The 23,698-nt window shown below is 72.4% G+C and carries 24 protein-coding genes and 1 riboswitch; of the genes, 14 read left to right on the top strand and 10 right to left on the bottom strand.

Features of this window, described 5'->3' with window-relative positions:
- Position 1 precedes the first annotated feature (1 nt).
- Positions 2-1,066, top strand: a complete 1,065-nt coding sequence (locus AMK18_RS05845) for a bifunctional NAD(P)H-dependent oxidoreductase/GNAT family N-acetyltransferase (RefSeq protein WP_073861893.1) — start codon at positions 2-4, stop codon at positions 1,064-1,066.
- Positions 1,067-1,134: 68 nt separating this feature from the next.
- Here AMK18_RS05845 and AMK18_RS05840 read toward each other — a convergent pair whose 3' ends face one another.
- A complete protein-coding gene (locus AMK18_RS05840) occupies positions 1,135-2,100 on the bottom strand; it encodes a pirin family protein (protein ID WP_018099885.1) in 966 nt (321 codons plus the stop codon).
- A gap of 122 nt (positions 2,101-2,222) precedes the next feature.
- Here AMK18_RS05840 and AMK18_RS05835 point away from each other — a divergent pair, with 122 nt between their 5' ends.
- Together AMK18_RS05835 and AMK18_RS05830 are read left to right on the top strand one after the other, a co-directional pair.
- Positions 2,223-2,570 (top strand): tetratricopeptide repeat protein, encoded by a 348-nt coding sequence (locus AMK18_RS05835; protein WP_018099886.1) that lies wholly within the window; start codon positions 2,223-2,225, stop codon positions 2,568-2,570.
- 66 nt (positions 2,571-2,636) lie between these two features.
- A complete protein-coding gene (locus tag AMK18_RS05830; protein ID WP_018099887.1) occupies positions 2,637-3,131 on the top strand; it encodes a GNAT family N-acetyltransferase in 495 nt (164 codons plus the stop codon).
- Positions 3,132-3,194: 63 nt separating this feature from the next.
- Here AMK18_RS05830 and AMK18_RS05825 read toward each other — a convergent pair whose 3' ends face one another.
- A complete protein-coding gene (locus AMK18_RS05825) occupies positions 3,195-3,974 on the bottom strand; it encodes a CbtA family protein (RefSeq protein WP_073861892.1) in 780 nt (259 codons plus the stop codon).
- 32 nt (positions 3,975-4,006) lie between these two features.
- The gene (locus AMK18_RS05820) at positions 4,007-4,222 is read right to left on the bottom strand and encodes a CbtB domain-containing protein (protein ID WP_018099889.1); all 216 of its coding nucleotides are present in this window, start codon (positions 4,220-4,222) and stop codon (positions 4,007-4,009) included.
- Between the two features lie 45 nt (positions 4,223-4,267).
- Positions 4,268-4,359: riboswitch (adenosylcobalamin (AdoCbl) riboswitch) on the bottom strand.
- 139 nt (positions 4,360-4,498) lie between these two features.
- Between AMK18_RS05820 and AMK18_RS05815 the strand changes: the two genes are divergently transcribed.
- Both AMK18_RS05815 and AMK18_RS05810 read left to right on the top strand, forming a co-directional pair.
- Positions 4,499-5,086 carry a histidine phosphatase family protein gene (locus AMK18_RS05815; protein WP_073862300.1) on the top strand — a complete coding sequence of 196 codons (588 nt, stop codon included), beginning with the start codon at positions 4,499-4,501 and terminating at the stop codon, positions 5,084-5,086.
- A 173-nt stretch (positions 5,087-5,259) separates the two neighbouring features.
- Positions 5,260-6,138, top strand: coding sequence for a glycoside hydrolase family 16 protein (locus AMK18_RS05810; protein ID WP_073861891.1), 879 nt, complete (start codon positions 5,260-5,262; stop codon positions 6,136-6,138).
- Positions 6,139-6,193: 55 nt separating this feature from the next.
- Here AMK18_RS05810 and AMK18_RS05805 read toward each other — a convergent pair whose 3' ends face one another.
- Positions 6,194-6,403: a hypothetical protein gene (locus AMK18_RS05805; RefSeq protein ID WP_018099892.1), complete on the bottom strand. Its 210-nt coding sequence runs from the start codon at positions 6,401-6,403 to the stop codon at positions 6,194-6,196.
- 161 nt (positions 6,404-6,564) lie between these two features.
- Here AMK18_RS05805 and AMK18_RS05800 point away from each other — a divergent pair, with 161 nt between their 5' ends.
- Complete coding sequence (locus tag AMK18_RS05800; protein WP_073861890.1) at positions 6,565-9,600, top strand: hypothetical protein; 3,036 nt, start codon at positions 6,565-6,567, stop codon at positions 9,598-9,600.
- Here AMK18_RS05800 and AMK18_RS05795 read toward each other — a convergent pair.
- The gene (locus AMK18_RS05795) at positions 9,557-10,993 is read right to left on the bottom strand and encodes a dihydrolipoyl dehydrogenase family protein (RefSeq protein WP_241836455.1); all 1,437 of its coding nucleotides are present in this window, start codon (positions 10,991-10,993) and stop codon (positions 9,557-9,559) included. The genes AMK18_RS05800 and AMK18_RS05795 overlap by 44 nt on opposite strands.
- Positions 10,994-11,112: 119 nt before the next feature.
- Between AMK18_RS05795 and trxA the strand changes: the two genes are divergently transcribed.
- A complete protein-coding gene (trxA, locus tag AMK18_RS05790; RefSeq protein WP_018099895.1) occupies positions 11,113-11,496 on the top strand; it encodes a thioredoxin in 384 nt (127 codons plus the stop codon).
- A gap of 33 nt (positions 11,497-11,529) precedes the next feature.
- On the opposite strand, the gene AMK18_RS05785 is transcribed toward trxA, so the two are convergent.
- Together AMK18_RS05785 and AMK18_RS05780 are read right to left on the bottom strand one after the other, a co-directional pair.
- The gene (locus tag AMK18_RS05785; protein ID WP_198956942.1) at positions 11,530-11,859 is read right to left on the bottom strand and encodes a hypothetical protein; all 330 of its coding nucleotides are present in this window, start codon (positions 11,857-11,859) and stop codon (positions 11,530-11,532) included.
- Between the two features lie 50 nt (positions 11,860-11,909).
- A complete protein-coding gene (locus AMK18_RS05780; RefSeq protein WP_073861887.1) occupies positions 11,910-12,932 on the bottom strand; it encodes a LacI family DNA-binding transcriptional regulator in 1,023 nt (340 codons plus the stop codon).
- 76 nt (positions 12,933-13,008) lie between these two features.
- Between AMK18_RS05780 and AMK18_RS05775 the strand changes: the two genes are divergently transcribed.
- Entirely contained in the window at positions 13,009-13,473 is a 465-nt protein-coding gene (locus AMK18_RS05775; RefSeq protein WP_073861886.1) for a type II toxin-antitoxin system PemK/MazF family toxin, read from the top strand.
- A gap of 46 nt (positions 13,474-13,519) precedes the next feature.
- Here the strand turns inward: AMK18_RS05775 and AMK18_RS05770 are convergent, their stop codons facing one another.
- On the bottom strand, positions 13,520-14,347 hold the full coding sequence (locus tag AMK18_RS05770) for a TIGR02452 family protein (RefSeq protein WP_073861885.1): 828 nt from the start codon (positions 14,345-14,347) through the stop codon (positions 13,520-13,522).
- Positions 14,348-14,494: 147 nt separating this feature from the next.
- Here AMK18_RS05770 and egtA point away from each other — a divergent pair, with 147 nt between their 5' ends.
- The 4 genes from egtA to egtD are packed head-to-tail and all read left to right on the top strand — an operon-like array spanning position 14,495 to position 18,856.
- The gene (egtA, locus tag AMK18_RS05765; RefSeq protein WP_073861884.1) at positions 14,495-15,811 is read left to right on the top strand and encodes an ergothioneine biosynthesis glutamate--cysteine ligase EgtA; all 1,317 of its coding nucleotides are present in this window, start codon (positions 14,495-14,497) and stop codon (positions 15,809-15,811) included.
- Positions 15,808-17,142, top strand: coding sequence for an ergothioneine biosynthesis protein EgtB (gene egtB, locus AMK18_RS05760; protein WP_073861883.1), 1,335 nt, complete (start codon positions 15,808-15,810; stop codon positions 17,140-17,142). Before egtA ends, egtB begins: the two co-directional genes overlap by 4 nt.
- Positions 17,142-17,897 carry an ergothioneine biosynthesis protein EgtC gene (gene egtC, locus AMK18_RS05755; protein WP_073861882.1) on the top strand — a complete coding sequence of 252 codons (756 nt, stop codon included), beginning with the start codon at positions 17,142-17,144 and terminating at the stop codon, positions 17,895-17,897. Before egtB ends, egtC begins: the two co-directional genes overlap by 1 nt.
- On the top strand, positions 17,894-18,856 hold the full coding sequence (gene egtD, locus AMK18_RS05750) for an L-histidine N(alpha)-methyltransferase (protein WP_018099903.1): 963 nt from the start codon (positions 17,894-17,896) through the stop codon (positions 18,854-18,856). The genes egtC and egtD overlap by 4 nt, the downstream gene beginning before the upstream one ends.
- 57 nt (positions 18,857-18,913) lie before the next feature.
- On the opposite strand, the gene AMK18_RS05745 is transcribed toward egtD, so the two are convergent.
- Entirely contained in the window at positions 18,914-20,170 is a 1,257-nt protein-coding gene (locus AMK18_RS05745; protein WP_073861881.1) for an extracellular solute-binding protein, read from the bottom strand.
- A 200-nt stretch (positions 20,171-20,370) separates the two neighbouring features.
- Here AMK18_RS05745 and AMK18_RS05740 point away from each other — a divergent pair, with 200 nt between their 5' ends.
- Positions 20,371-20,586, top strand: coding sequence for a dodecin (locus tag AMK18_RS05740; protein WP_018554210.1), 216 nt, complete (start codon positions 20,371-20,373; stop codon positions 20,584-20,586).
- 27 nt (positions 20,587-20,613) lie between these two features.
- On the opposite strand, the gene AMK18_RS05735 is transcribed toward AMK18_RS05740, so the two are convergent.
- Entirely contained in the window at positions 20,614-21,099 is a 486-nt protein-coding gene (locus tag AMK18_RS05735) for a phosphatase domain-containing protein (RefSeq protein WP_073861880.1), read from the bottom strand.
- 96 nt (positions 21,100-21,195) lie between these two features.
- On the opposite strand from AMK18_RS05735, the gene AMK18_RS05730 reads away from it, so the two are divergent.
- Positions 21,196-23,616, top strand: coding sequence for an excinuclease ABC subunit UvrA (locus AMK18_RS05730; RefSeq protein WP_073861879.1), 2,421 nt, complete (start codon positions 21,196-21,198; stop codon positions 23,614-23,616).
- Positions 23,617-23,698 lie beyond the last annotated feature (82 nt).

Below are 23,698 nucleotides of genomic sequence, written 5' to 3'. Positions count from 1 at the left end.
CATGACAACGAAAACTCTGCGTGTCCTCGTCCTGGTCTGCAGCACTCGCCCCAACGCGCTCGGCCCCGCCGTCGGGCGCTGGCTGACGCAGACACTCGCGCCGGACTCCGAGGCGCTCGGGGTGGAGCTCGTCCCCCTATCGATCGGCGACCTCGACCTGCCATTTCTGGACGAGGAGGAGCACCCCTCCAGCGGCATCCATCACCACGAGCACTCCCGCCGCTGGAGCCGGATCGCTGACGAAGCCGACGGCTTCGTCGTCGTGACGCCCGAGTACAACTACGGCATGCCGGCGACGCTGAAGAACGCCCTGGACTACCTGGGCCCCGAATGGGCCTGGAAGCCGGTCGGCTTCGTCAGCTACGGCCACACCTCGGCCGGCACCCGCGCGGTCCAGCACGCCAAGCAGGTGGTGAGCACCTTGCGACTGGTACCTCTGGGAGCCACCGTCGCCCTGCGGATAGCGGAGATGACGGGCGGCGACGGTCTGGAGCCCGCTCCCCACCACGCGGACGCGGCGCAGGGTCTGCTGGCGGAACTCGTCCGCCTCGCTCACGCGTTGGCCCCGATGCGTGAGCGCGAGCACCCGGCATCCGTCCAGGGACCCCTCCCCGGCTCGTACGCACGTCGGCTCAGCCCGCACGACGCCCCCGAAGTCACCGTGCTGCAGCGTTGCTGCTGGACGGAGGAGGCGCTCGCCAACGAGACGCTGGCCATCCCCGCACTCCACGAGTCCCCCGCCGACATCCGCGCATGGCTGGCCGAATGGCACACGATGGGCCTGTGGCGCGATGGCCGGCTCCTGGGCGTGGTCCGCACCCGACGCGACGGAAGCGACCTGCACATCGGGCGGCTCGCCGTCGCTCCCGATCTGCGCGGGCTCGGTATAGGCCGCTGGCTGCTACGCGAAGCCGAGTCGGCTCACGAGGGCTGCACCCGGATCGTCCTGTCCACCGGCGCCGCCAGCCACCGCAACCTCTCCTTCTACCGGCGCCAGGGCTACGCCCGCGTCGCCGGCCATCGCGAGGACGGCGACGTCAACTTGACTAAGCCTGTTCGCGCCTGAGTACCCGTCCACACACCCCACCGGCCCAGACGGGGACCCAACGCTCCCTCAGACGTGAAAAGCCCAGCTCACCGCACCCGCCCCCGCGGCTTCAACGCCACGTCCGGCAGCGCGGGTGCAGGGATCGGCGGGCCGTCGTAGCCATGTACGGTGCCGAATCGGTCGCCGGACATCCAGTCCTCGCGGGCCCGGGCGATCTCGTCCTGGGTCCTGCCCACGAAGTTCCACCACATGATCAGCTCCTCCTCGAACGGCTCGCCGCCCAGGAGCATCAGGCCCGCGTCGGACTCCGCGCGGAGCGGGAGTTCCGTGCGGCCGCAGCCGAGGTAGAGCATGGAGCCGGGGAGGACCGGGACGCCGTCGACCTCGGCCTCGCCGGACATCGAGAGCACGGCGTACTCGAAGTCGGGGTCCAGGGGGAGCCGGGCCCGCGCGCCTCGGGTCAGGGTGAGGTCGGCGCCCACGATCGGGGTGTACGCGGTGCCGGGCGAGGTGGCGCCGTCGAGGTCGCCCAGGATCACCGTGGCCGTGAGGCCGGGCGCGGTGACCGTGGGCAGGTCGCTGTGGTGCTGGAAGTGGGGCTCGGTGAAGCGGTGCGCGTCCGGGAGGGCCACCCAGAGCTGGGCACCGTGGAGCAGCGCGGCGTGCTGCTTGGGGCTCTCCTCGGAGTGACTGATCGCGCGGCCGGAGGTCATCAGGCCCAGTTCGCGCGGGCGGACCGTCTGGAGGCTGCCGAGGCTGTCGCGGTGCAGGACCTCACCCTCGTGCAGCCAGCTGACGGTCTGGAGGCCCATGTGCGGGTGCGGCGGCACCTGCATGCCGGGTTCGTCGGCGATGTCGTCGGGGCCGTAGTGGTCCACGAAGGCCCAGGCGCCGACCATCCGGCGGCCCAGGTTGGGCAGCAGTCTGCGGACCTCGGTGGACTCGCCGAGCCGCACCTTGCGCGGGGCGAGCAGTTCACGTACGGGCTCCGCGACGACGAAACCGCGGCCTCCGCAGACGGTGGGGACGGCCTGGCGATCGAGATTGCTCATGGCGCTCAACCTATTCCGCTGCGGGGTGAGGGCGGGTGGCGCCCACGCCGGACAATTAGTGGAATGTTAAACCACTTGTCGGTGTTGTGCGGATCGGACGCCCGCCCGACCGAGGAGATGACATGAGCGACAGCTACTACGAGTTCGGCACCGCAGCCGAGCGCTGGGAGCGCGCGGGGTTCTTCTTCGACGCGAAGGAGTACACGACCGCGGCCCGCATCCTGGACGGACTCGTCGCGGAGGTCCCGGAGCAGGTCGCGCCCCGACTGCTGCTGGCCCGCGCCTACTACCACTCGGCGAGCCTCGGGCGGGCCGAGACGGAGCTTCGTGCGGTTCTGGAGCGCGACCCGGTGGAGCACTACGCCCGCCTGATGCTCGGCCGGACCCTGGAGCGCCAGGGGCGGCAGACCGAGGCGGACACGCAGCTGCGGCTGGCCGCCGCGCTGTCCGGTGACCTCGGGTCCGCGTAACCGCGTACGGGCACCCGTCGTATTTCGGGTGCCCGTACCGGCGGCCTCGTGATACTTCACAGGACCATGACCGACCTTGAAACGCCGCGCTTGGTCCTGCACCCGATGACCCCCGCCGAAGCCGAGCGCGTCGCCGCCGGTTCGCCGCCGGCCGGGGCACGCTGGGCTCCCGGCTACCCCTCCCCCGGTGAGCGGGGAGCCGCCGCGCGCCACCTCGCGACCTGCCTGGCCACCGGTGATCCCAGCCCCTTCGGTTCGTACGAGATACGGCTCCGCGCCGACGGTGTGGTCATCGGCGGCATCGGCTTCCACGCCGCACCGGACGAGCGGCGCAGCGTCACGATCGGCTACGGATTGGTGGAGTCGGCGCGCGGACAGGGTTACGCCTCCGAGGCGCTTCGGGCGCTGCTGCGGTTCGCCCGGGAACAGGGCGTCGTCCGGGTGCGCGGGGACGCCGACACCGGCAACATCGCCTCGCAGCGCGTGATGACGGCGGCCGGGATGCGCCTGGTGGACGAGGACGCGTCGCTGAAGTACTACCTGGCCGAGTGGACGGCGTAGAACGGGCGGAGCCCGCCGGTGACCACCCGGCGGGCTCCGCCCGTTGCGGCGCGTCCGCTGTCGTCAGCCGACCGCGGCGGCGGTCCGGTTCGCCCGGCCGTCCGCGAGCGCGTCGGCCCTCGGCACCAGCAGGCGTTCGGTGAGGTGGCCGAAGAGCAGGCCGAAGGTGGTCCACAGCGTGGCCTGCACCGCGAGCGTGGCCAGCCGGAACTGCCACAGCAGGGTGGCCGGGAAGTCCTTGCCGACCTCGTTGAACGAGGGCAGGAAGACATAGGCGAGGGCGATCAGCAGCAGGTAACCGGCGGCTGCCACGACCGTCGCGTTCCAGTTGCCCAGACGGGGCGCCAGCCGCTTGCCGGCGATGACGGCGGCGACCGCGAGCAGCACGCTGAGGGCGACCATCAGGAAGAACAGCGTGGTGCGTTTGCCGATGGTGTCGGGGTTGCCGACGGCCGGCGGGTTGGCCGGGTACTTCAGGAACGGCACGAGGTACACGCTCACCAGCGCGGCGCCCGCGATCAGCGCGGCCGTGGCGCGCGGGCCGAACCGGCCCATCCGCCCCAGCGCGTAACAGAAGACGAGCGCGGCGATACCGCCGACCGCGACGCCGAAGACGAGCACACCGGTGGCCAGGCCCGCGGTGGACTGCATGCTGCGGCTGACGAGTTCCTCGCCGGCGCCGTGGTCGTGGCCGTGAGCACTGTGCGCGGCCTCTTCGAGCGCGATGGCCGCGTCGACCCGGGACTCGCCGAGGAAGTAGGCGACGAGCAGCGCGAGCGCGCCCGCGACCAGTCCGGCCAGCATGCCGCGGACGAGCAGGGCTCTGACAGATATGGAGTTCATGAGGGGTTCCCCTGGATCAGCCGGTCGGTCGGTCAGTGGCAGGGGAAGCCGAGGAGGTGGCGGCCGTCGTGGACCCACTCGTGGACGCCTTCGCCCGAGATGACGGCCGTGGCGCCCTGCTCGGCGCCGACGAAGTAGAGCAGGACCAGCATGAGGATGCCGAAGAAGACCGCCCAAGGGGCAATGGCCTTCAGGGAGATGGGGGTGATGGCGGATGCGCCGGTGGCGGGGGCAGCAGTCTGCGCCATGGCAGAACCTCCTGTGGGAACACGCGTCCCGATCGTGGTGCCTGAGACGAAGGTGCTGGGTCTGACTTCCCGCGTGCGCGGGTACACAGTGGCGCGACCGTGCCGGATTCTCACCGGACTTCCTTCACACCCTCGTCATGTCGCCGCGACCATACCCCCTGGACACCGGGCACCGCCATGCCCCTTACAAGCGGTCCGCGGGGCCCGGATGCCATGGTGTGCTTGGCCGTGGGGCCCATGTTCGGGGAGTTGAGGGTGGTCGTGACGGTACGGGTGATGTTGATCTCACCGGCGATGAACGCGGCGCTGCGCGAGGCCCGGTTCGCCGGTGACGCCGCGCTCGACGCGTCCGGCGTGCGGGCGGCCCGGCTGGCCGCGCCCCACGTGCCGGACGCGGACCGGCTGGTGCACGGGCCGTCCGAGCGGTGCGCCCGGACGGCGGAGGCGCTGGGGCTGCGCTCGGTGGCCGAAAACGCCGTGCGGGACTGGGAGTTGGGGCGCTGGTCGGGTGCCCGGCTGGACGAGGTGGGCGCGCGGGAGCCGGAAGGGGTCGCGGCCTGGCTGGGCGACCCGTCGGCCGCCCCGCACGGCGGCGAGTCGCTGCTCGGTCTGTGCGCCAGGGCCGGGGCCTGGCTCGACTCGCTGACCGGTGAGGGCCGGGTGCTGGCCGTCGCCGAACCGTCCCTGGTGCGCGCGGCCGTGGTCCACGCGCTGGCGCTGCCGCCGCAGGCGTTCTGGCGCCTCGACGTCGCCCCGCTCACACTGACGGAACTGAGCGGGCGCTCGGGGCGCTGGAACCTCCGCGTCGGGCGCCCGCTCGTGGACCGCCAGGGCGGCGGGGAGGCGGAGCGGGGTGTGTCCTGAGCCGGATGGTGCAAGAACTGTTGTCCGTACCGGAGCCTTGACACCCCGATGGTTCACTTCTTAAATCACGTAGTGAACTAAAGCACCATCATCCCCCCACGTGATGGTCATGCCCCCACTTGTCATATGCATGACGCATCACATGTCCCCGTCCCGCACGGGAAGGAACGTTCATGAACTCCCCCCACCGGGCCAGGCGTCTCCTGGTCCCCGCTCTCTCCGTACTCGCCCTGGTCGCCACCACGTCCGGCCTGGCGTCGGGCGCCCCCAGGCAGCCGGAAACGGTCTCCGCCGCCGCGACGTCGTTCTCCGACGAGTTCGACGGCCCGGCCGGTTCGGCCGTGGACGGCAGCAAGTGGCAGATCGAGACCGGCGACAACGTCGACAACCACGAACGGCAGTACTACACCTCCGGCAACAACAACGCCGCGCTCGACGGCCAGGGCCATCTGGTCATCACCGCCCGCAAGGAGAACCCCTCCAACTACCAGTGCTGGTACGGCACCTGCGAGTACACCTCCGCCAGGCTGAACACCTCCGGCAAGTTCACGCAGACCTATGGCCACGTCGAGGCGCGCATGAAGATCCCGCGCGGCCAGGGCATGTGGCCGGCCTTCTGGATGCTCGGTGACGACATCGGGCAGGTCGGCTGGCCCAACTCCGGTGAGATCGACGTCATGGAGAACGTCGGCTTCGAGCCCTCCACCGTGCACGGCACCCTGCACGGGCCCGGCTACTCCGGATCCGGCGGCATCGGCGCGGGCTACACCCTGCCCGACGGCCAAGCCTTCGCCGACGACTTCCACACCTTCGCCGTCGACTGGGCGCCCGACTCCGTCACCTGGTCGGTCGACGGAAACGTCTACCAGCACCGCACCCCGGCCGACACGAACGGGAACGCCTGGGCGTTCAACAAGCCGTTCTTCCTGATCCTCAACCTCGCGGTCGGCGGCTACTGGCCCGGCGACCCCGACGGCAACACCGCCTTCCCCAGCGAACTCGTGGTCGACCACGTTCGCGTCACCACGAGCGACAGCGCGCCTCCGGCCTGATCGCGGCCGTCCCGTCGGGCGCGTGCCCGGCGGGACCTCCGCCGCCTGCGGACGCTCAGCGGAGCAGCCCCGCGATCGTGGACGCGAGGAGTGCGAGCAGGGAGAGCGCCGCGCCGAAGGCCGTACCTCCCCGCAGGAGAGCGGCGGCGGTCGACGTTCCGGACCGGCGGGCGAGCAACACGGCCGTGACAGCGCTCAGTACTGCGATCAGCAGCACGAGAGCGACGACGGTCACGGTCAGTACGACGACGGCTTCGAGCGGCACCTTTGCGTCTCCTCACGGAATGGTGTGCGGACAGGCCGAGATTGGCCGATCGGCCGTACGGCAGGGTTCGGGCGGACAACAATGAACAGAGCCGAACCGCTCGGCCCACGGGTCCCCGACCGGTGGTCGCGCGCCCGACCGGGCCGCCGCAGGGAGGGTGCATGCAGGCCGGTGACGACGCCACGGCCCGGGCCGAGGCTCTGGCCGCGTTACGTGAACGGCTGCGCGAAGTGCTCGGCAGCCGGGGGTACACCCGGAAGGACATCGTCCGGCGCAGCGGCGCCTCGCGGATCCCCTTGTCGGCCACCACGATCAGCCAGGCCCTGAACGACCGTCACCCGGCACCGTCTCTGCGCACCGTGACGGGCATCGCGCAGGCCGCGGAAGCCGATCCGGAGACGTACCGGCAACTCCGGGACCTCTGGCACCGGTCCCGGCCCGGACCGGACGTCGCTGCTCCAGCCCCCTGCACGGACGTGTCCGCCGGTCCGGGCAGCGTCCGACTGGCCGGACCGGCACTGCTCCAGGTCCAGCAGGCCCCGTTCCTGACGGCAGGGACAGTCACCGCCTTCCTCACCCCCTACTACGCCCGCCCGCACGACATCGACCTGGAACGTCTGATTGCCCCGGCGCTGGACGGAAGGACGTCCTGCTTCGTCCTGCTCACCGGTGACTCCTCCACGGGCAAGACCCGCGCCCTGTTCGAAGTGCTCCTCCGGCTGGCCCCGCACCGCCGTCTGTGGCGGCCCACGCATGCCGCCGCTCTGGCGAATCTGCTCGGGGACGCACTGGTGGCACCGGGGGACGTGCTCTGGCTCAACGAGGCGCAGCGCTTCCTCCAGGGAGACCGCGCCGAGGAGGCCGCCGCCGCCCTGCGCGAACTGCTGCTGACCCGGCCCGGTGTGGTGGTGGTCGGCACGCTCTGGACGATCCCGTACTGGGAGGAGTTCGTCCGCCCTCCGGAGTCGGTGGGCGCGCCCAGCCACGTCCGCGCCCTCCTGGAGGCGCCGGTCACCCACCGGATCGCGGTTCCGGCCGAGCTGAGCGAGGCCCAGCACGCGGAGTGGCAGAGCCTCGCCCGCTCCAGCGGGGACCCGCGCATGGGGCAGGCCGGACGGGCCGGAGCGGCCGACGGGCGGGTGGTCCAGCACCTCAGCGGTGGGCCCGAGCTCCTGGCCGCGTACCGCATGGGACCCGGCGCGCACTTCACCCCGGCGGAGCACGCGCTGATCACCGCCGCGATCGCGGTGCGGCACACCGGCCACTGGGCGCCGCTGACCGAGGAGCTGCTGGCGCACATCGCCGACGCCGCCCTTCCGCCGCGCCTCAGGCCCGCCGAACCGGGCTGGGCCCGCGAGGCGTTGACCGCACTGGTCACGGGTGCGCGGGCCGACGGCCGCCGCACCGACATCAGGAAGTCCCTGACCGCGCTGGTCCCCCATCGGGACACCGCGGGCGGCCTGACCACGTACGGACCGGCCGACTACCTCCAGCAGAACGCCGCCGTGGCCGCTGCCGCCGCCGTTCCCGGGCCCGCCTTGTGGGACGCCATGACCGCGTTCACCACGGACCCGGCTGTGCTCATGCATCTGTCCTACCGGGCACGGGAGCAAGGGTTCATCAAACAGGCCGGGGTGCTGCTGCGCCGCGCGACGGTGGCGGGCTGTCCCACGGAGTGGATCAGCCTCCTGCTGGCCACGCCCGTCGAGGCACGTGAGCGCGAGGAGATGGCGCTCTGGATGGCGCACCACATCCGGTGGGAGTCGGCCTGGGACATGCGGGCACGACTGCTGGAACTCGTGGGCGAGGGCGCCGACGCACGCCTCCGTCTCGCGGCGAGGGCCGTCGAGGAGGTCGACGTCTCCGACGCCGAGGAGGTCACGCACCTGCTTCGGGCCCTGCGCGAACTGGGACACGAGTCCCTGCTCATCGACCGTGATCCGGCGGGGCTCATGCGCCTGTCGGACGTGAGCTGCGTGTCCGACGTCCTCGGACAGCTCCTCGACTACGGCTACCCCGCTCCTGCGGCGCGCCTCGCCGGGAGGATTCTCGCCGACCGCTCCGCTCTGGAGCATCCCCCCACGATGCTGAAGCTCGTCGTGGCGCACCGTGTCTGCCCGCCCTGGTGCGAGGACGGAAAGGCCCTGTTCTCCGCAGCCGCCTCCGTCGACCTGTCCGGCGACATCGAACCGCTGCTGAGCCTGGTGGAGGAACTGAAGAAGGAACACACGGAAGCCGCGCACCTCCTCGCCCTCAGGCTGGCCGATGCCATCGACCTGCGGGACACCGATTTCGTGGCCTCCTCCCTGTACGAGCTACGGGAACTCGGCATGACCGCAGCCTCCCGCAGGCTGGCGGAACAGGCCGTTCCCGTAGCCGAGTTGGAAAAGCCGGAAGCCGTCGGCTGGCTTCTGGACGAGTTGCGGTACTGCGGCTTCAACGACTTGGTCGCCGAGTTGCTGGGGCGTGACCCCTTGGCGGAGATCGATGTGGGATCGGTCAAGAAGGTGGTACTGCTCCTGTGGGCCCTGCAGGGCCTCGAACGGGACGACCTGGTCCGGCGTCTTCTGCGGGACAGCGTGCGGTACGTCGAACTCGACGACGCGGAGTGCACCGCCTCCTACCTCGATGAACTCGCGCGCGTGGGCAGACCTCAGACCGTGCGGCGGTTCGCGCTGCGCGCCGCCGACGAGGTGCCACCGTCCGAGGTGGCCAGGCTCCGGTTTCTGGCGCAGACGCTGGACCGGGAGGGACTGCCGGAGGCACTCGACCGGCTGGCCCAGCGCGCGGTCCTGGCGGTGGGACCCTACGGGCACGGATTCGTCACTCTCCTCCGGACGCTCCGTGAACACGGTCTGACGGCACACGCCGATGCCTTGATCGAGCGGGCCGCCGCACACCGCGACGTCTCGTACGCGGTGCGGCGCACGGGACTTCTGTCCTCCCTGCGCGCCGCGGGCGAGACCGAGGCCGCCGATCGCCTGGAATCCGCGGTGCCGCCACCGGTGGCCGCCGCCCCGGATCCCGTAGAACCGCGCCAGGGGTCGCCGTACGGTCGGGAGACCGACGGCACCCCGGCCGCCCCGTGGACGTGGAGCGATCTCGACGCAGTCGAGGCACACCTCGCGAGCCGCACACGCGGACGGGTGGCGGCTATCCCCGGTACGTCTCCAGCAGCCTCAGCCACACCTCGCTGATCGTCGGGTACGACGGGACCACGTGCCACAGCCGGTCGACGGGGATCTCGCCCGCGACGGCCATCGTCGCCGAATGGAGCAGTTCGCCGATGCCGGGTCCGACGAAGGTGACGCCCAGCAGAACTTCGCGGTCGAGGTCCACCACCATGCGGGCGCGGCCCCGATAGCCGTCGGCGTACAGCCCGGACCCCGCCACGGAGGCGAGGTCGTAGTCGACGGCGCGGACGCGGTGGCCGGCCTGTTCCGCCTCGGCCAGGGAGAGGCCCACCGACGCGGCCTCCGGGTCGGTGAAGACGACCTGCGGGACAGCCGCGTGGTCGGCGGTCGCCGCGTGGGCGCCCCAGCGGGCGGTATCCAGCGGCTTGCCCTGGGCGCGGGCGCCGATCGCGTCGCCCGTGATGCGTGCCTGGTACTTGCCCTGGTGGGTCAGGAGCGCGCGGTGGTTGACGTCGCCCGCCGCGTAGAGCCAGTCCGTGCCCTCGACCCGGCAGGTGTCGTCCACGGTGAGCCAGGTGCCCGGTTCCAGGCCGACCGTCTCCAGGCCCAGATCGCCGGTGCTCGGGGCGCGGCCGGTGGCGAAGAGGACCTCGTCGGCCTCGACGCTCTCGCCGTTGTCGAGTTCCACGGTGACCGGGCCTTCGCCACCCGGGCGGCGTACGGCGGTGGCCGAGACGCCCGTACGGATCTCCGCTCCGGCCTCCGTCAGCGCCTCGGCGACCAGCTCACCGGCGAACGGCTCCATCCGGGGCAGCAGGCCCTCGCCGCGTACCAGCATGGTGACCTTCGCGCCGAGCGCGTTCCAGACGGTGGCCATCTCCACACCGACGACTCCCCCGCCGACCACGACGAGCCGGCCGGGGACCTCCTTGGCGCTCGTTGCCTCGCGGCTCGTCCACGGGCGGGCGTCCTCGATGCCGGGGAGGCCGGGGACCACGGCCCTGCTGCCGGTGCAGACGGCGACGGCGTGCCGGGCGGTGAGGCGGTGTTCCGTGCCGTCGGGCGCGGTGACGGTGACCTGCTTGGGGCCGGTCAGCCGGCCGTGGCCGCGGAAGACGTCGGCCCCGATCCCGTCGAGCCAGGCGGCCTGGCCGTCGTCCTTCCAGTGCGAGGCGTACTCGTCCCGGTGGGCGAGGACGGCGGCGGCGTCCAGCGGGCCCTGGACGGCGCCGCTCAGGCCGGGGACGCGGCGGGCGTCGGCGCGGGCGACGACGGGGCGCAGGAGCGCCTTGCTCGGCATGCAGGCCCAGTAGGAGCACTCGCCGCCGATCAGTTCCGACTCGACCACGGCGGTGGTCAGCCCGGCGGCCCGGGCCCGGTCCGCCACGTTCTCACCCACCGGACCCGCTCCAATGACCACGACGTCGTACGCGACAGGCTCCGCTCCATGTGTCATGCGGCCCATTCTGGCGGGGGGTGTGGGCGTCGGCCACATGGGCAGGCACGGAATAGCACGAGATCGGGCACCGTTGACCCGGACACGTCTCATACGGGCACAGGAAGAGGTAGCAACGCATGAGCACCGTAGAGCTCACCAAGGAAAACTTCGACCAGGTCGTCAGCGACAACGAGTTCGTCCTGATCGACTTCTGGGCTTCCTGGTGCGGCCCGTGCCGGCAGTTCGCCCCGGTGTACGACGCGGCGTCCGAGCGCCACGCGGACCTGGTCTTCGCCAAGGTCGACACGGAGGCGCAGCAGGAGCTGGCGGCGGCCTTCGACATCCGGTCGATCCCCACGCTGATGATCGTCCGGGACAACGTGGCGGTCTTCGCGCAGCCCGGCGCGCTGCCGGAGGCGGCCTTGGAGGACGTCATCGGCCAGGCCAGGAACCTGGACATGGACGAGGTCCGCAAGGCCGTCGAGGCCGAGCAGAAGGGCAAGGCGGAGGGGCAGCAGTAGAGCCGCCGCCCCTCCCTTCCCGGGCAGGCGCGCTCAGGTGTCCGTGCCGCGCTCCGCGACGCGGGCCGAGAGCCCGTACGCGAGTTCCGAGCCGTCCACGAGCAGGCCCTCGACGGTCTTGGTCCTGGGGTCGATGTCGGCCACCATGCCGTCGCCCGCATACCGCGGGTAGCCGGTCTCGCCCGTCTCCCCCGTGGCGGTGACCACGGCCGCCCGGATGGCGGCGCCCGGTCCGCTGCCGTCGGAACCCTTGGCCGCCACCCCCCTGACACTGGCCCCCGTCGCGCTTTCTCCGGCCGCGGGGGCCTTGTCGTCGGTGAACTCGGGGACGATGAGAATTTCGTAGCTCTGTGGAACGCTCATGGTCACGACGCTAGGCACGGGCGGGGCGCCGCGCACGTCGCCGGGCCGGTTCAGCTGGATTCCCGTCGTACGGTGCGGGCGCGCAGCAGGTCGTGCCGTTCGGGCGGGGTCCTCGGGTGCCGGACGAGCCGGTCCACCAGGTCGGCCAGCGGCTGGGCGGTCGCCAGCTCCATCCGTACGCTGCTGAGCCTCGGCCGCAGCAGCCGCCCGAGCATCGAGTCGTCGGCGCCCACCACGGCGGCCTCGGCGGGTATCCGGATCCCGGCGTCCTGGAGGGCCCGCATCAGGAGCATCGCGTAGGTGTCGTCGTACGCGAAGACGGCGTCCAGGCCGAGCGCGGGCCAGCGGGCGGCCAGGGACGCGGCCGACTCTTCCTCGTAGCGCAGCGGCAGCACCTCGACGTGGGCGCCGCCGTTCAGCGCGGCCTCGCGGGCGCCGGCCAGGCGCGGGGCGGCGAAGAGCGCGGTGGCGGGGTCCTCGGGCATCACCACGCCGATGCGGCGCCTGCCGCGTTCCAGCAGATGGCGCACCGCGCAGCCGCCGACCTCCCGCTGATCCATGATCAGGGCGTGGGCGCCCTCCACCGGGTCGGGGCCCAGGGTGATGACGGCCTTGGCGCCGGAGCGCCGGAGCACGGCCGTGCCGCGCGGGGCGAGGGGGACGGAGCCGGGCACGATGACGGCGGCGGGGCGGAGTTCAGCCCAGGCGCGGGCGGCGTCGTCGGCGCCGAGGCCGAGCGAGCCGTACTGGACGACCGTGTAGTCGAGGCGCCGCAGCCCCGCCTCCAGGTCGCGCAGGAAGCGCAGGTGCAGGGGGCCGGTCGGCAGGTTGCCGGTGGGCAGCAGCACCATCCGCGAGTGACCGGCGCGCAGGGTGCGGGCGGCGGCGTGGGGTACGTAGCCGAGTTCGTCGGCGGCTTCCCGTACCCGGCGGCGGGTCTGATCGCTGATCCGCACCTGCGCGTTGTTGTTGAGGACGTAGGACACGGTGGCCCGGGAGACACCGGCGAGCCGCGCGACATCGGCGCTGGTCGGGACGGGGCCTTCGGTGGGCTGATCGGGTAACTGGCTCATGGCTCCGCGCAGTCTTCCAGACCGCCGCGACACACCGGCGCGCAGGCTGTACACGCGGACCGCCTAGGGTGTTGCGATGACGATCCAGCACCGTGACAGTTACGACGAGCCGGCCGCCTTCCCGGGCCGGACCGGTTCCGCAGCCACCGCCGAGGCCGATCCGCGCGAGGTGGGCCCGGTCCGCACCTCGTACGCCCCCGACCGGGACGGCGCGCCCGACCCCGGGGAGATCGTCTGGACGTGGGTGCCGTTCGAGGAGAACGACGGGCGCGGCAAGGACCGGCCGGTCCTGGTCGTGGCGCGGGAGGCGAAGGGCACGCTGCTGGCCGTGCAGTTGTCCAGCAAGCAGCACGACATGGACCGGGAGTGGGTGTCGCTGGGCGCGGGCCCCTGGGACAGCTCGGGCCGTCCGTCGTGGGTGGACCTGGACCGGGTCCTGCGGGTCCATGAGGACGGGATGCGGCGCGAGGCGTGCGCCCTGGACCGGGCCAGGTTCGACCTGGTCGTCGAGCGGCTGAGGGAGCGTTACGGCTGGGCGTGAAGGCGCTCGGCGGACCCGGCCCTCACCCTCGACCTCAGGGTGAGGGTCACCCCCGGTCGGCGAACACCCGGTCGAAGGCCACCCGGGTGGGCGAATCGTCGTCGCGGCCGAGGATGCCGAAGACGACCTCCTCGAAGTGACCCGCGAACCGGCCCTCTCCGGTGAGCAGCGCGCGGAAGGCCCCGGCCACCACCGCCGGGTCGTTCTGGAACACGCCGCAGCCCCAGGCGCCCAGGACCAGCCGGCGGTAGCCGTTCACCGCCGCGACCTCCAGCACCCGTTCGGCCCGGGCGGCCAGCGCGGCCGGGATGAGGTGGGCCTCCTGCGGGGTCCGGGCGCGGATGACCCAGGCGTTGGGGGCCGGCGAGGTGAGGAATCCCGCCGCGTACGGGGCGTCGAGCAGTCGGCCCCGGTCGTCGCGGAAGACCGGCACGCCGGGTGAGTGGATGACCCGGTCGGTGTAGAACGCGCTGCGTTCCGCGCGGTGGTGGGCGTAGAAGCCGGGCGCCCGCAGCAGCGTGGCGTACAGCGCGGAGCCCCGGCACAGGGCTTCCTCCTGCGCCTGGGCGCCGTTCAGGTAGCCGCCGCCGGGGTTGCGGGCGGAGGCGTAGTTCAGGACGGCGACCTCGACGGGGCGCTCGCGGGTCATCCGGGCGGCGGCCTGGAGACTGCTCTCGCCGGTGACCTCGATGACCGGGGTCCGGTCCCGGTCGGCGGCCACGGGCACCGACTCGGGGCCGTACAGCCGCGTACCCGCGAGGGCGGCCGCCACACCCTTCTCGATGCTGATCTCCCGGCCGTTTCCCGCGCGGTAGGTACCCGCCCGGACGATGGCCTCCGTTTCGCGCGCGATTCCGCGCAGCCGGGCGCTCACGGGCCCTCCCCCTTATGGTGCATACGGGGCATGATTGGCGTTCTTCTCCCGGCCACGCAATCGAATTTCGGGCGAAGAAGGCACTCTTGTGCGATGCCTCGGCAGCGGTTTGGGTAGGACGGACGCACCGGAACAAGGAGGCCCGGCATGTCATCCGAGACACCCGGCGGCCATGGTCCGCCACCCGGTCAGGCCCCGCCCCTCGGTGAGGGCGAGGCGGAGGATTTACTGCGCGGCATCTGCTTCAAGACGGGGCCGCCGAGCACGGTGGGCGTCGAGCTGGAATGGCTCCTGCACGACCGTGACCAACCGCATCGCACCGTCCCGCCCCACCTGCTGGAGGCGGCCGCAACGGCCGTCCGGGCGCTGCCCCTGAGCGCGGCGCTCACCTTCGAACCCGGCGGCCAGCTGGAACTCAGCTCGCGCCCCGCCGCTTCCCTGATGGCGTGTGTCGAGGACACCGCCGCCGATCTCACCGCCGTACGCGCCGCTCTCGGCGCGCTGGGCCTCGCCCCGGCCGGGCTGGGCGTCGATCCCTGGCAGACACCGCGCCGGCTGCTGCACGAGCCCCGGTACGAGGCCATGGAGAGGGCCCTCGACCGGTGGGGCCCGGCCGGCCGCGCCATGATGTGCACCACCGCCTCGGTCCAGGTCTGCCTGGACGCCGGGGAGGAGGAGCCCGGTCCGCTCGGCTACGCGCGACGCTGGCAGCTCGCCCATCTGCTGGGCGCCGTCCTGGTGGCGGCGTTCGCCAACTCGCCGTTCCGGACGGGCGCGCCGACGCCCTGGAGGTCCACGCGGCAGGCGCTGTGGGCGGACCTGGACCCGAAGCGGACGCTGGCCCCCGACGGGCTGCTGCCGCCCCGGCACGCCTGGGCCGCGCACGTCCTGGACACGTCCGTGCTGTGCGTACGGGGCGAGGGGCCGTGGCATGTGCCGGACGGGCTCACGTTCCGCGACTGGATCCGGTCCGGGGTGCCCCGGCGCCCGGACCGGAGCGACCTCGACTACCACGTCACCACGCTGTTCCCGCCGGCCCGGCCGCGCGGGCACCTGGAGCTGCGCATGATCGACGCGCAGCCCGGTGACGACGGCTGGATCGTGCCCCTCGCCGTCACGACGGCCCTGTTCGACGACCCGGAGGCCGCGGAGACGGTGTACCGGACCGTGAAGCCGCTCGCCGAGACGGCCGGGACGGGCTCGGCACCGCGCAATCCGCTGTGGACCGCGGCCGCCCGCGACGGCCTGGCCGATCCGGAGCTGCGCCAGGCGGCGGACCTCTGCTTCCGGCTCGCCGTGGAGGCGCTGCCCCGGCTGGGCGCGAGCGGGGCGGTACGGGACGCCGTCGCCGGGTTCCACGACCGCTACGTCGCCCGGGGCAGATGCCCGGCCGACGACCTGCGGGACCTGCTCACCACGGGCGGGGCGCGCCGCCCGGCCCATCCGAAGGGGACCCTGTCATGACCGAATCCCCCGCGCCCCCGCACGCCGGGGACGCCGAGGCGCTGCGCGAACACGCGCTCGCCGCGCTGCTCACCGCGCGCAGGCGTACCGCGCTCCTCACCGACAGCGTGGACGACCACGAGCTGACCGCCCAGCACTCGCCGCTGATGTCGCCGCTGGTCTGGGACCTGGCGCACATCGGCAACCAGGAGGAGCTGTGGCTGCTGCGCGGGGTGGCGGGACGGGAGGCGATGCGCCCGGAGATCGACGGGCTGTACGACGCCTTCGAGCATCCGCGCGCCACCCGGCCCTCCTTGCCGCTGCTGGCGCCCGAGGAGGCCCGCTCGTACGCCTCCGAGGTGCGCGGCCGGGCTCTGGACGTGCTGGAATCCGCTCCGCTCGGTGACGGGCCCGCGCTGGTCAGGTCCGGTTTCGCCTTCGGGATGATCGCGCAGCACGAGCAGCAGCACGACGAGACGATGCTGATCACGCATCAGCTGCGCTCGGGTCCGGTCGCGCTGACGGCCCCGGAGCCGCCGCGCGCGGCGGCCGACACGCCCGCGCTGCCCGTCGAGGTGCTGGTGCCCGGCGGCCCGTTCACCATGGGCACGTCGGCCGAGCCGTGGGCCCTGGACAACGAACGCCCCGCGCACCGGCGGGACGTTCCCGGGTTCGTCATCGACACGGCTCCGGTGACGTGCGGGGCGTACCGGGCGTTCGTCGAGGACGGCGGTTACGGTGACCGGCGCTGGTGGGCGCCCGAGGGCTGGGCGATGGTCCGGGAGCACGAACTGCGCGCCCCGCTGTTCTGGCACCGGGACGCCGGGCAGTGGCTGCGGCGGCGTTTCGGGGTGACCGAGCCGGTGCCGGACGACGAGCCGGTGCTGCACGTCAGCTGGTACGAGGCCGACGCGTACGCGCGCTGGGCCGGGCGCAGGCTGCCGACCGAGGCGGAGTGGGAGAAGGCGGCCCGCCACGATCCCGTCTCCGGGCGCTCGCGCCGCTATCCGTGGGGCGACGAGGACCCGACGCCGGAGCGGGCCAATCTGGGGCAGCGCCATCTGCGGCCCGCGCCCGCCGGGGCGTACCCGGCCGGGCGGGCGCCGTGCGGGGCGGGTCAGCTGATCGGTGACGTGTGGGAGTGGACGGCGAGCGATTTCCTGCCGTACCCGGGGTTCGCGCCGTTCCCGTACCGCGAGTACTCGGAGGTGTTCTTCGGCCCGGAGCACAAGGTGCTGAGGGGCGGCTCGTTCGCGGTGGACCAGGTGGCGTGCCGGGGGACGTTCCGCAACTGGGACCTGCCGGTCCGGCGGCAGATCTTCGCGGGGTTCCGCACCGCGAGGGACCTCTGATGTGCCGGCACCTCGCCTACCTGGGGCCGCCGGTCGCCCTGGGCGAGCTGCTGTCGCGCCCGGCGCACTCCCTGGTGCGGCAGTCCTGGGAGCCCCGCCGCCAGCGCCACGGCACGGTCAACGCCGACGGTTTCGGGGTCGGCTGGTACGCGGAGGGCGACCCGGTCCCGGGGCGCTACCGCCGCCAGGGCCCCATCTGGGGCGACCAGACCTTCGCCGACCTGGCCCGGGTGGTGCGCAGCCACGCCCTGCTCGCCGCGGTCCGGGACGCGACCGTCGCGGATCCGGACGGCGAGGCGGCCGCTGCGCCGTTCGCCGCGGACCGGGTGCTGTTCAGCCACAACGGGGCGGTGCAGGGGTGGCCCGGTTCGATGGCCTCCCTCGCGGCGACCCTGCCCCCGGCCGAACTGCTGCGGCTCGCCGCGCGCAGCGACTCCGCCCTGGTGTGGGCGCTGGTGCGGCACCGGCTCGCGACGGGCGACGCGCTCGCGCAGGCCGTGGCGGACACCGTGCCCGAGGTGGCGGAGGCGGCGCCGGGCTCCCGGCTCAACCTGCTGCTCACCGACGGCCGCACCCTCGTGGCCACCGCCTGGGGCGACACCCTGTGGCATCTCACCGAGTCCGGGCGGCGCACGGTCGTCGCCTCGGAGCCGTACGACGACGATCCCCGCTGGTCCGAGGTGCCCGACCGCACCCTGCTGACCGCGACCGCCGGCGACGTCCTGCTGACCCCGCTGAAGGAGCCCCGCCGTTGAGTCCCTTCCTGCTGACCCGCACCCTGCCCGAGGACGCGACGGACGCGGCGCTGCGCGCCGATGTGCTGCACGGCCTGTCCCGGCGCCCGAAGACCCTGCCGCCCAAGTGGTTCTACGACGCCCGGGGCAGCGAACTGTTCGAGGAGATCACCCGGCTCCCCGAGTACTACCCGACGCGCGCCGAGCGGGAGATCCTGATCGACCGGGCGGGCGAGATCGCCGCCGCGTCCGGCGCCCGCACGCTGGTGGAGCTGGGTTCCGGCTCCTCGGAGAAGACCCGTCATCTGCTGGACGCGCTGACGGACCTGCACAGTTACGTGCCGGTCGACGTCAGCGAGAGCGCGCTGCGCGGGGCGGCGGAGGCGCTGCTGACGGAGCGGCCGGGGCTGTCGGTGCACGCGCTGATCGCCGACTTCACGGCCGGGCTCTCGCTGCCGGAGACGCCCGGGCCCCGGCTGGTGGCGTTCCTCGGCGGCACCCTCGGCAATCTCCTGCCGGGTGAGCGGTCGGTGTTCCTGAAGTCGGTACGCGATCTGCTGGCGCCCGGGGACACGCTGCTGCTGGGCACGGACCTCGTGAAGGACGAGGGGGTGCTGGTCGCGGCGTACGACGACGCGGCCGGGGTGACGGCGGCGTTCAACCGTAACGTCCTCTCGGTCGTGGACCGGGAGCTGGGCGCGGACTTCGTACCGGAGGACTTCGCGCACGTGGCGCGGTGGAATCCGCGCGAGGAGTGGATCGAGATGCGGCTGCGGGCCCGCCGGTCGCTGACGGTGAAGATTCCGGAGCTGGACCTGGTGGTGCCGTTCGAGGCGGGTGAGGAGCTGCGCACCGAGGTGTCCGCGAAGTTCCGCGAGGACGGGGTGCGCGGCGAACTGGCCGCGGCGGGACTCCGGCTGGCCCACTGGTGGACGGACTCCGAGGACAGGTTCGCGCTGTCCCTGTCCACGGTGGACTGACCGCGTGCGGTACGGGTACGGGACCGGCGGTGTCCGGTCCCGTACCCGCGCCGGGGGTCAGCTGCCGGCGAGCACTGCGGTGATCTTCTCGGAGGCGGTCTTCGCCTCGGTCGCCGGGTCGCCGCCCTGGAGGACCGCCGTCATGTAGGTCTTGATGGGGTTGTCGGCCTCGACCGCGGCCCACTGCGGGGAGTTGGGCGTCGCGTGGCCCTGCGCCGCGCCCTCGGCCATCGCGGCGGTGCTCTCCTCGCCCTCGATGACGTGGGCGAGCTCGGGCTTGTTGGGGACGTAGCTCATCGTCTTGGCCAGGTCCTCCTGCCACTTGGCCCCGGCCAGCGCCTTGATGACCTCGTAGGCGGCGGCGCGCTGGTCGGACTTCTGCGGCACGATCAGGTCGGAGCCGCCGGTGAACACCGAGCCGGGCGCCTTGGCGGTCTTGCCGGGAATCGGGAAGTAGCCGAGCTTGCCCTTGAGTTCGGGGTTCTTCTTCTCGATCAGGGTCGCCGTGCTGGGGGTGGAGATGATCTGGGCGACATTCCCCTCGGCGAACACATTGGCCTGCGGGGGCTTTTCCTCGTCGGCGTCCTTGGGCCCGTCGCCCAGGGCCTGGAGCTCGGAATAGAAGTCCATGCCCCTGAGCGCGGCGGGCGTGTCGAGAGTGCCCTCCCAGTCGCCTTCGCCGTCGCTGGCGAGTTGGCCGCCCTCGTCCCAGATGAACCCGGCGAGGACGTACCAGTTCTGCCCCGGCAGATACATGCCCTGGATTCCGTCGTGGTTCAGTTTCTCGGTGTCGGCGATCCACTGCGCGCGCGTCTTCGGGGGGTTCTTGATGCCCGCGTCCCGGAAGATGTCCTTGTTGTAGATCACCACGCGGTTGGCCGCGTACCACGGGATGCCGTACTGGACACCGCCGATGCTCCCCGGCTCGGCGAGACCGGGCAGCCAGTCCTCTCTGCCCAGGTCACGCATGGATTCGAGGGTGAGGTCGCGCAGGTTGCCGCTCTCGGCGTACTGGGCGACCTGGGTGTTGCCGACCTCGATGACGTCGGGGGTGTCCTTGCCGGCGAGCGCTTCCAGGACCTTGGGGCCGATGCCGCCCCATTCCTGGATCTTGAACTCCAGTTCGACCGAGGAGTGCTCGTCTTCGTACGACTTCTTGAAACGGTCCAGGAAGTCGGCGGTAACGCTGTCCTTCATCAGCCAGATCGTCACCTTCTTGCCGCCGGAGCCGCCGGTTCCGGGGATCACGCCGCAGCCACCCAGCGCAACAGTGGAAATAAGGGCGACAGCTCCGACGAGCATGCGGTTTTTCACGATTCACCTTCTGCGGAACGGCAGGACGAAATTGCGGACCCGGTGTGGGGGACTGCGGGCTGCGCTCGCACGGGCGTGGCTGGATTTTGGTATGGACCAATACTTTGGTCAAGCTCCGTCACGGACATGCGCGATGTCCGCGATCCCTCGCGAACCGGGCCGAGGTGGGGCACCTTGGTAGGAACGAGAGGAGACAAACCGTGTCAAATCACACGTATCGCGTCACTGAAATCGTAGGAACCTCCCAGGAGGGCGTGGACGAGGCGATCCGCAACGGTGTCGCCAGGGCCTCGGAAACGTTGCACAATCTCGACTGGTTCGAGATCACCCAGGTGCGCGGGCAGATCGAGGATGGCCGAATCGCGCACTACCAGGTCGGCCTGAAAGTGGGCTTCCGGCTCGACGACCCGCAGTGACGCGACCGCGCGTGCGGCACATCCGGTTCAGGTGCGTCCCTCGCGTTCCTGCGCGTCCTTCAGCGCGGGCGAAGCCGGGGTCCAGCGGGCCCGCACCACGGTGAATCCGGCCCGCTCGGCGGCGTCGCAGACCAGCTCGTCGTCGTCCACGAGCATCCGCACCGTACGGTCGCGGCCGAGCCGTTCCAGGGTCTCCAGCTTGGTCCGACGCGCCGGCCTGCGGTCGTCGTTGCGCCGCATGTGCAGCCGCCCCTCGGGCAGCCCCTGCCGGTCCAGCCAGGCCACGGTGTCCTTGCGGCACCGCTCCGGCCGCCCGGTGAGGTAGACGATCTCGCACTCCTCAGCACTGCTCAGCGCCAGCCGTACGCCCTCGTCCAGCGGCGGGTCGTCCACGGCGGCGGCGAAGAAGGCGGCCCAGTTCCGGCGGCCCTCCAAGAAGTGCTGGCGGTGCGTGGTGTCGGCGAGCGTACCGTCAAGATCGAACACGGCCACCGGCCGGACGTCGTTTCCCATGCGGCCAGCAAACCAAGCGGCCACCCCGTCCGGCCAACCGGCGCGACCACCGGCCGGGCCCCGGCACACCGCACCGAGCACGGAGACCTCTCCCCCATGACCTCGCCCCACGATCCGTACGTCCGGGTCCGAGGCGCCCGCGAGCACAATCTGCGGAACGCCGACGTCGACATCCCCCGCGACACCCTCACCGTCTTCACCGGCGTCTCCGGGTCCGGCAAGTCCTCGCTGGCCTTCGGCACCCTCTACGCGGAGGCGCAGCGCCGCTACTTCGAGTCCGTCGCCCCGTACGCCCGGCGGCTCATCCACCAGGTCGGCGCGCCCGCCGTCGGCGAGGTCACCGGGCTGCCGCCGGCCGTCTCGCTGGAGCAGCGCAGATCGGCGCCGGGCGCCCGGTCGTCCGTGGGCACGGTGACGACGCTGTCCAACTCGCTGCGGATGCTGTTCTCGCGGGCCGGGGACTATCCGGCGGGGGCGGAGCGGCTGGACTCGGACGCCTTCTCGCCGAACACCGCCGTCGGGGCGTGCCCGCGCTGCCACGGCCTCGGCCGGGTCCACCGCACCAGCGAGGAACTGCTGGTCCCGGATCCCGAGCTGTCGATCCGGGAGGGCGCGATCGCCGCCTGGCCCGGGGCCTGGCAGGGCAAGAACCTGCGCGACGTGCTCGACGCCCTCGGCTACGACGTGGACCGGCCGTGGCGGGAGCTCGATCCGGCCGACCGGGAGTGGATCCTGTTCACCGACGAGCAGCCGGTGGTGACGGTCCATCCGGTGCGCGAGGCGGGGCGCATCCAACGGCCCTACCAGGGCACGTACATGAGCGCGCGGCGCTATGTGATGCACACCTTCGCCGACTCGAAGAGCGCCACCCTGCGGGCGAAGGCCGAGCGCTTCCTGAGCAGCGAGCCCTGCCCGGTGTGCGGGGGCAGCAGGCTGCGACCGGAGGCCATGGCCGTCACGTTCGCGGGGCGCACCATCGCGGAGCTCGCGGGCCTGGCGCTCACCGAGCTCGCCGGTGTGCTCGCGGCCGCGGGCGGCGACGGGACCGCCCGGGTGCTGACGGCGGACCTCCTCGCCCGCATCGGGACCGTCACCGAACTGGGCCTCGGCTACCTGAGCCTGGACCGCACGGCGCCCACGCTCTCCTCCGGTGAGCTCCAGCGGCTGCGGCTGGCGACCCAGCTGCGGGCGGGGCTCTTCGGCGTGGTGTACGTCCTGGACGAGCCGTCCGCCGGTCTGCATCCGGCGGACACCGAGGCGCTGCTCGCGGTGCTGGGGCGGCTGAAGGAGGCCGGGAACACGGTCTTCGTGGTGGAGCACCAGATGGACGTGGTGCGGCGGGCGGACTGGCTTGTGGACGTGGGGCCGCTGGCCGGTGAGCACGGCGGCCGGGTGCTGCACAGCGGGCCGCCCGCCGGGCTCGCCGGGGTCGCGGAGTCGGCCACCCGGCGCTTCCTGTTCCCGGACGCGCCGCCCCCGTCGCGCGAGGTGCGTACGCCCTCGGGGTGGCTGCGGCTGTACGGCGTGGAGCGGCACAACGTGCACGGGGTGGACGCGGCGTTCCCGCTGGGGGTGTTCACGGCGGTGACCGGGGTCTCCGGTTCCGGCAAGTCGACGCTGGTGGGGCAGGTGCTGGCGGGAGCCCTTGCGGACCGGCGCGGGGCGGACGAGGACCCGGGCGAGGAGCGGCCGGTCGCCGGGTACACGCGGGCCGAGGGGCTGGACGCGGTGGACCGGCTGGTGCAGGTGGACCAGCGGCCCATCGGGCGTACGCCGCGCTCCAACCTGGCCACGTACACCGGTCTCTTCGACGTGGTGCGCAAGCTCTTCGCTGCCACTCCCCTGGCCCGGGAGCGGGGGTACCGGGCGGGCCGGTTCTCGTTCAACGTGACCGGCGGGCGGTGCGAGACGTGCCAGGGCGAGGGGTTCGTCTCGGTGGAGCTGCTGTTCCTGCCGAGCACCTACGCGCCCTGCCCGGACTGTCACGGGGCGCGGTACAACCCGGAGACGCTGGAGGTGACGCTGCGCGGGCTGAACATCGCCCAGGTGCTGGACCTGACGGTGGAATCGGCGGCCGGGTTCTTCGCCCGGACCCCGGCGGCCGCGCGCAGCCTGGGGACACTGCTGGACGTGGGGCTCGGCTATCTGCGGCTCGGGCAGCCCGCGACGGAGCTGTCGGGCGGCGAGGCGCAGCGGATCAAGCTGGCGGCGGAGCTCCAGCGGGCCCGGCGGGGCCACACGCTGTACCTCCTGGACGAGCCGACGACAGGGCTGCATCCGGCCGATGTCGAGGTGCTGATGCGGCAGTTGCACGGGCTGGTGGAGGCCGGGTCCACGGTGGTGGTCGTGGAGCACGACATGGCCGTGGTGGCGGGCGCGGACTGGGTGATCGACCTCGGTCCGGGCGGCGGCGACCGGGGCGGCCGCATCGTGGCCGAGGGGCCTCCGGTGGAGGTGGCGCAGGCACCGAAGAGCCGTACGGCGGGGTATCTGCAAGCGGCTCTGGGGCTTGCCTGAGCGGTTGGGGCTGCTCAACTCCGGCGGATGCCAGGCAGGTTGGCGGCCGGTGCGGGGAAGGGATATGAAACAGTAAAGAATG

The sequence above is a fragment of the Streptomyces sp. CB01249 genome (assembly GCF_001905735.1).
Taxonomy (GTDB): Bacteria; Actinomycetota; Actinomycetes; order Streptomycetales; family Streptomycetaceae; genus Streptomyces.
The sequence above is the reverse complement of the archived record's forward strand: the minus strand, read 5'-3'. Positions and strand labels throughout refer to the sequence as shown.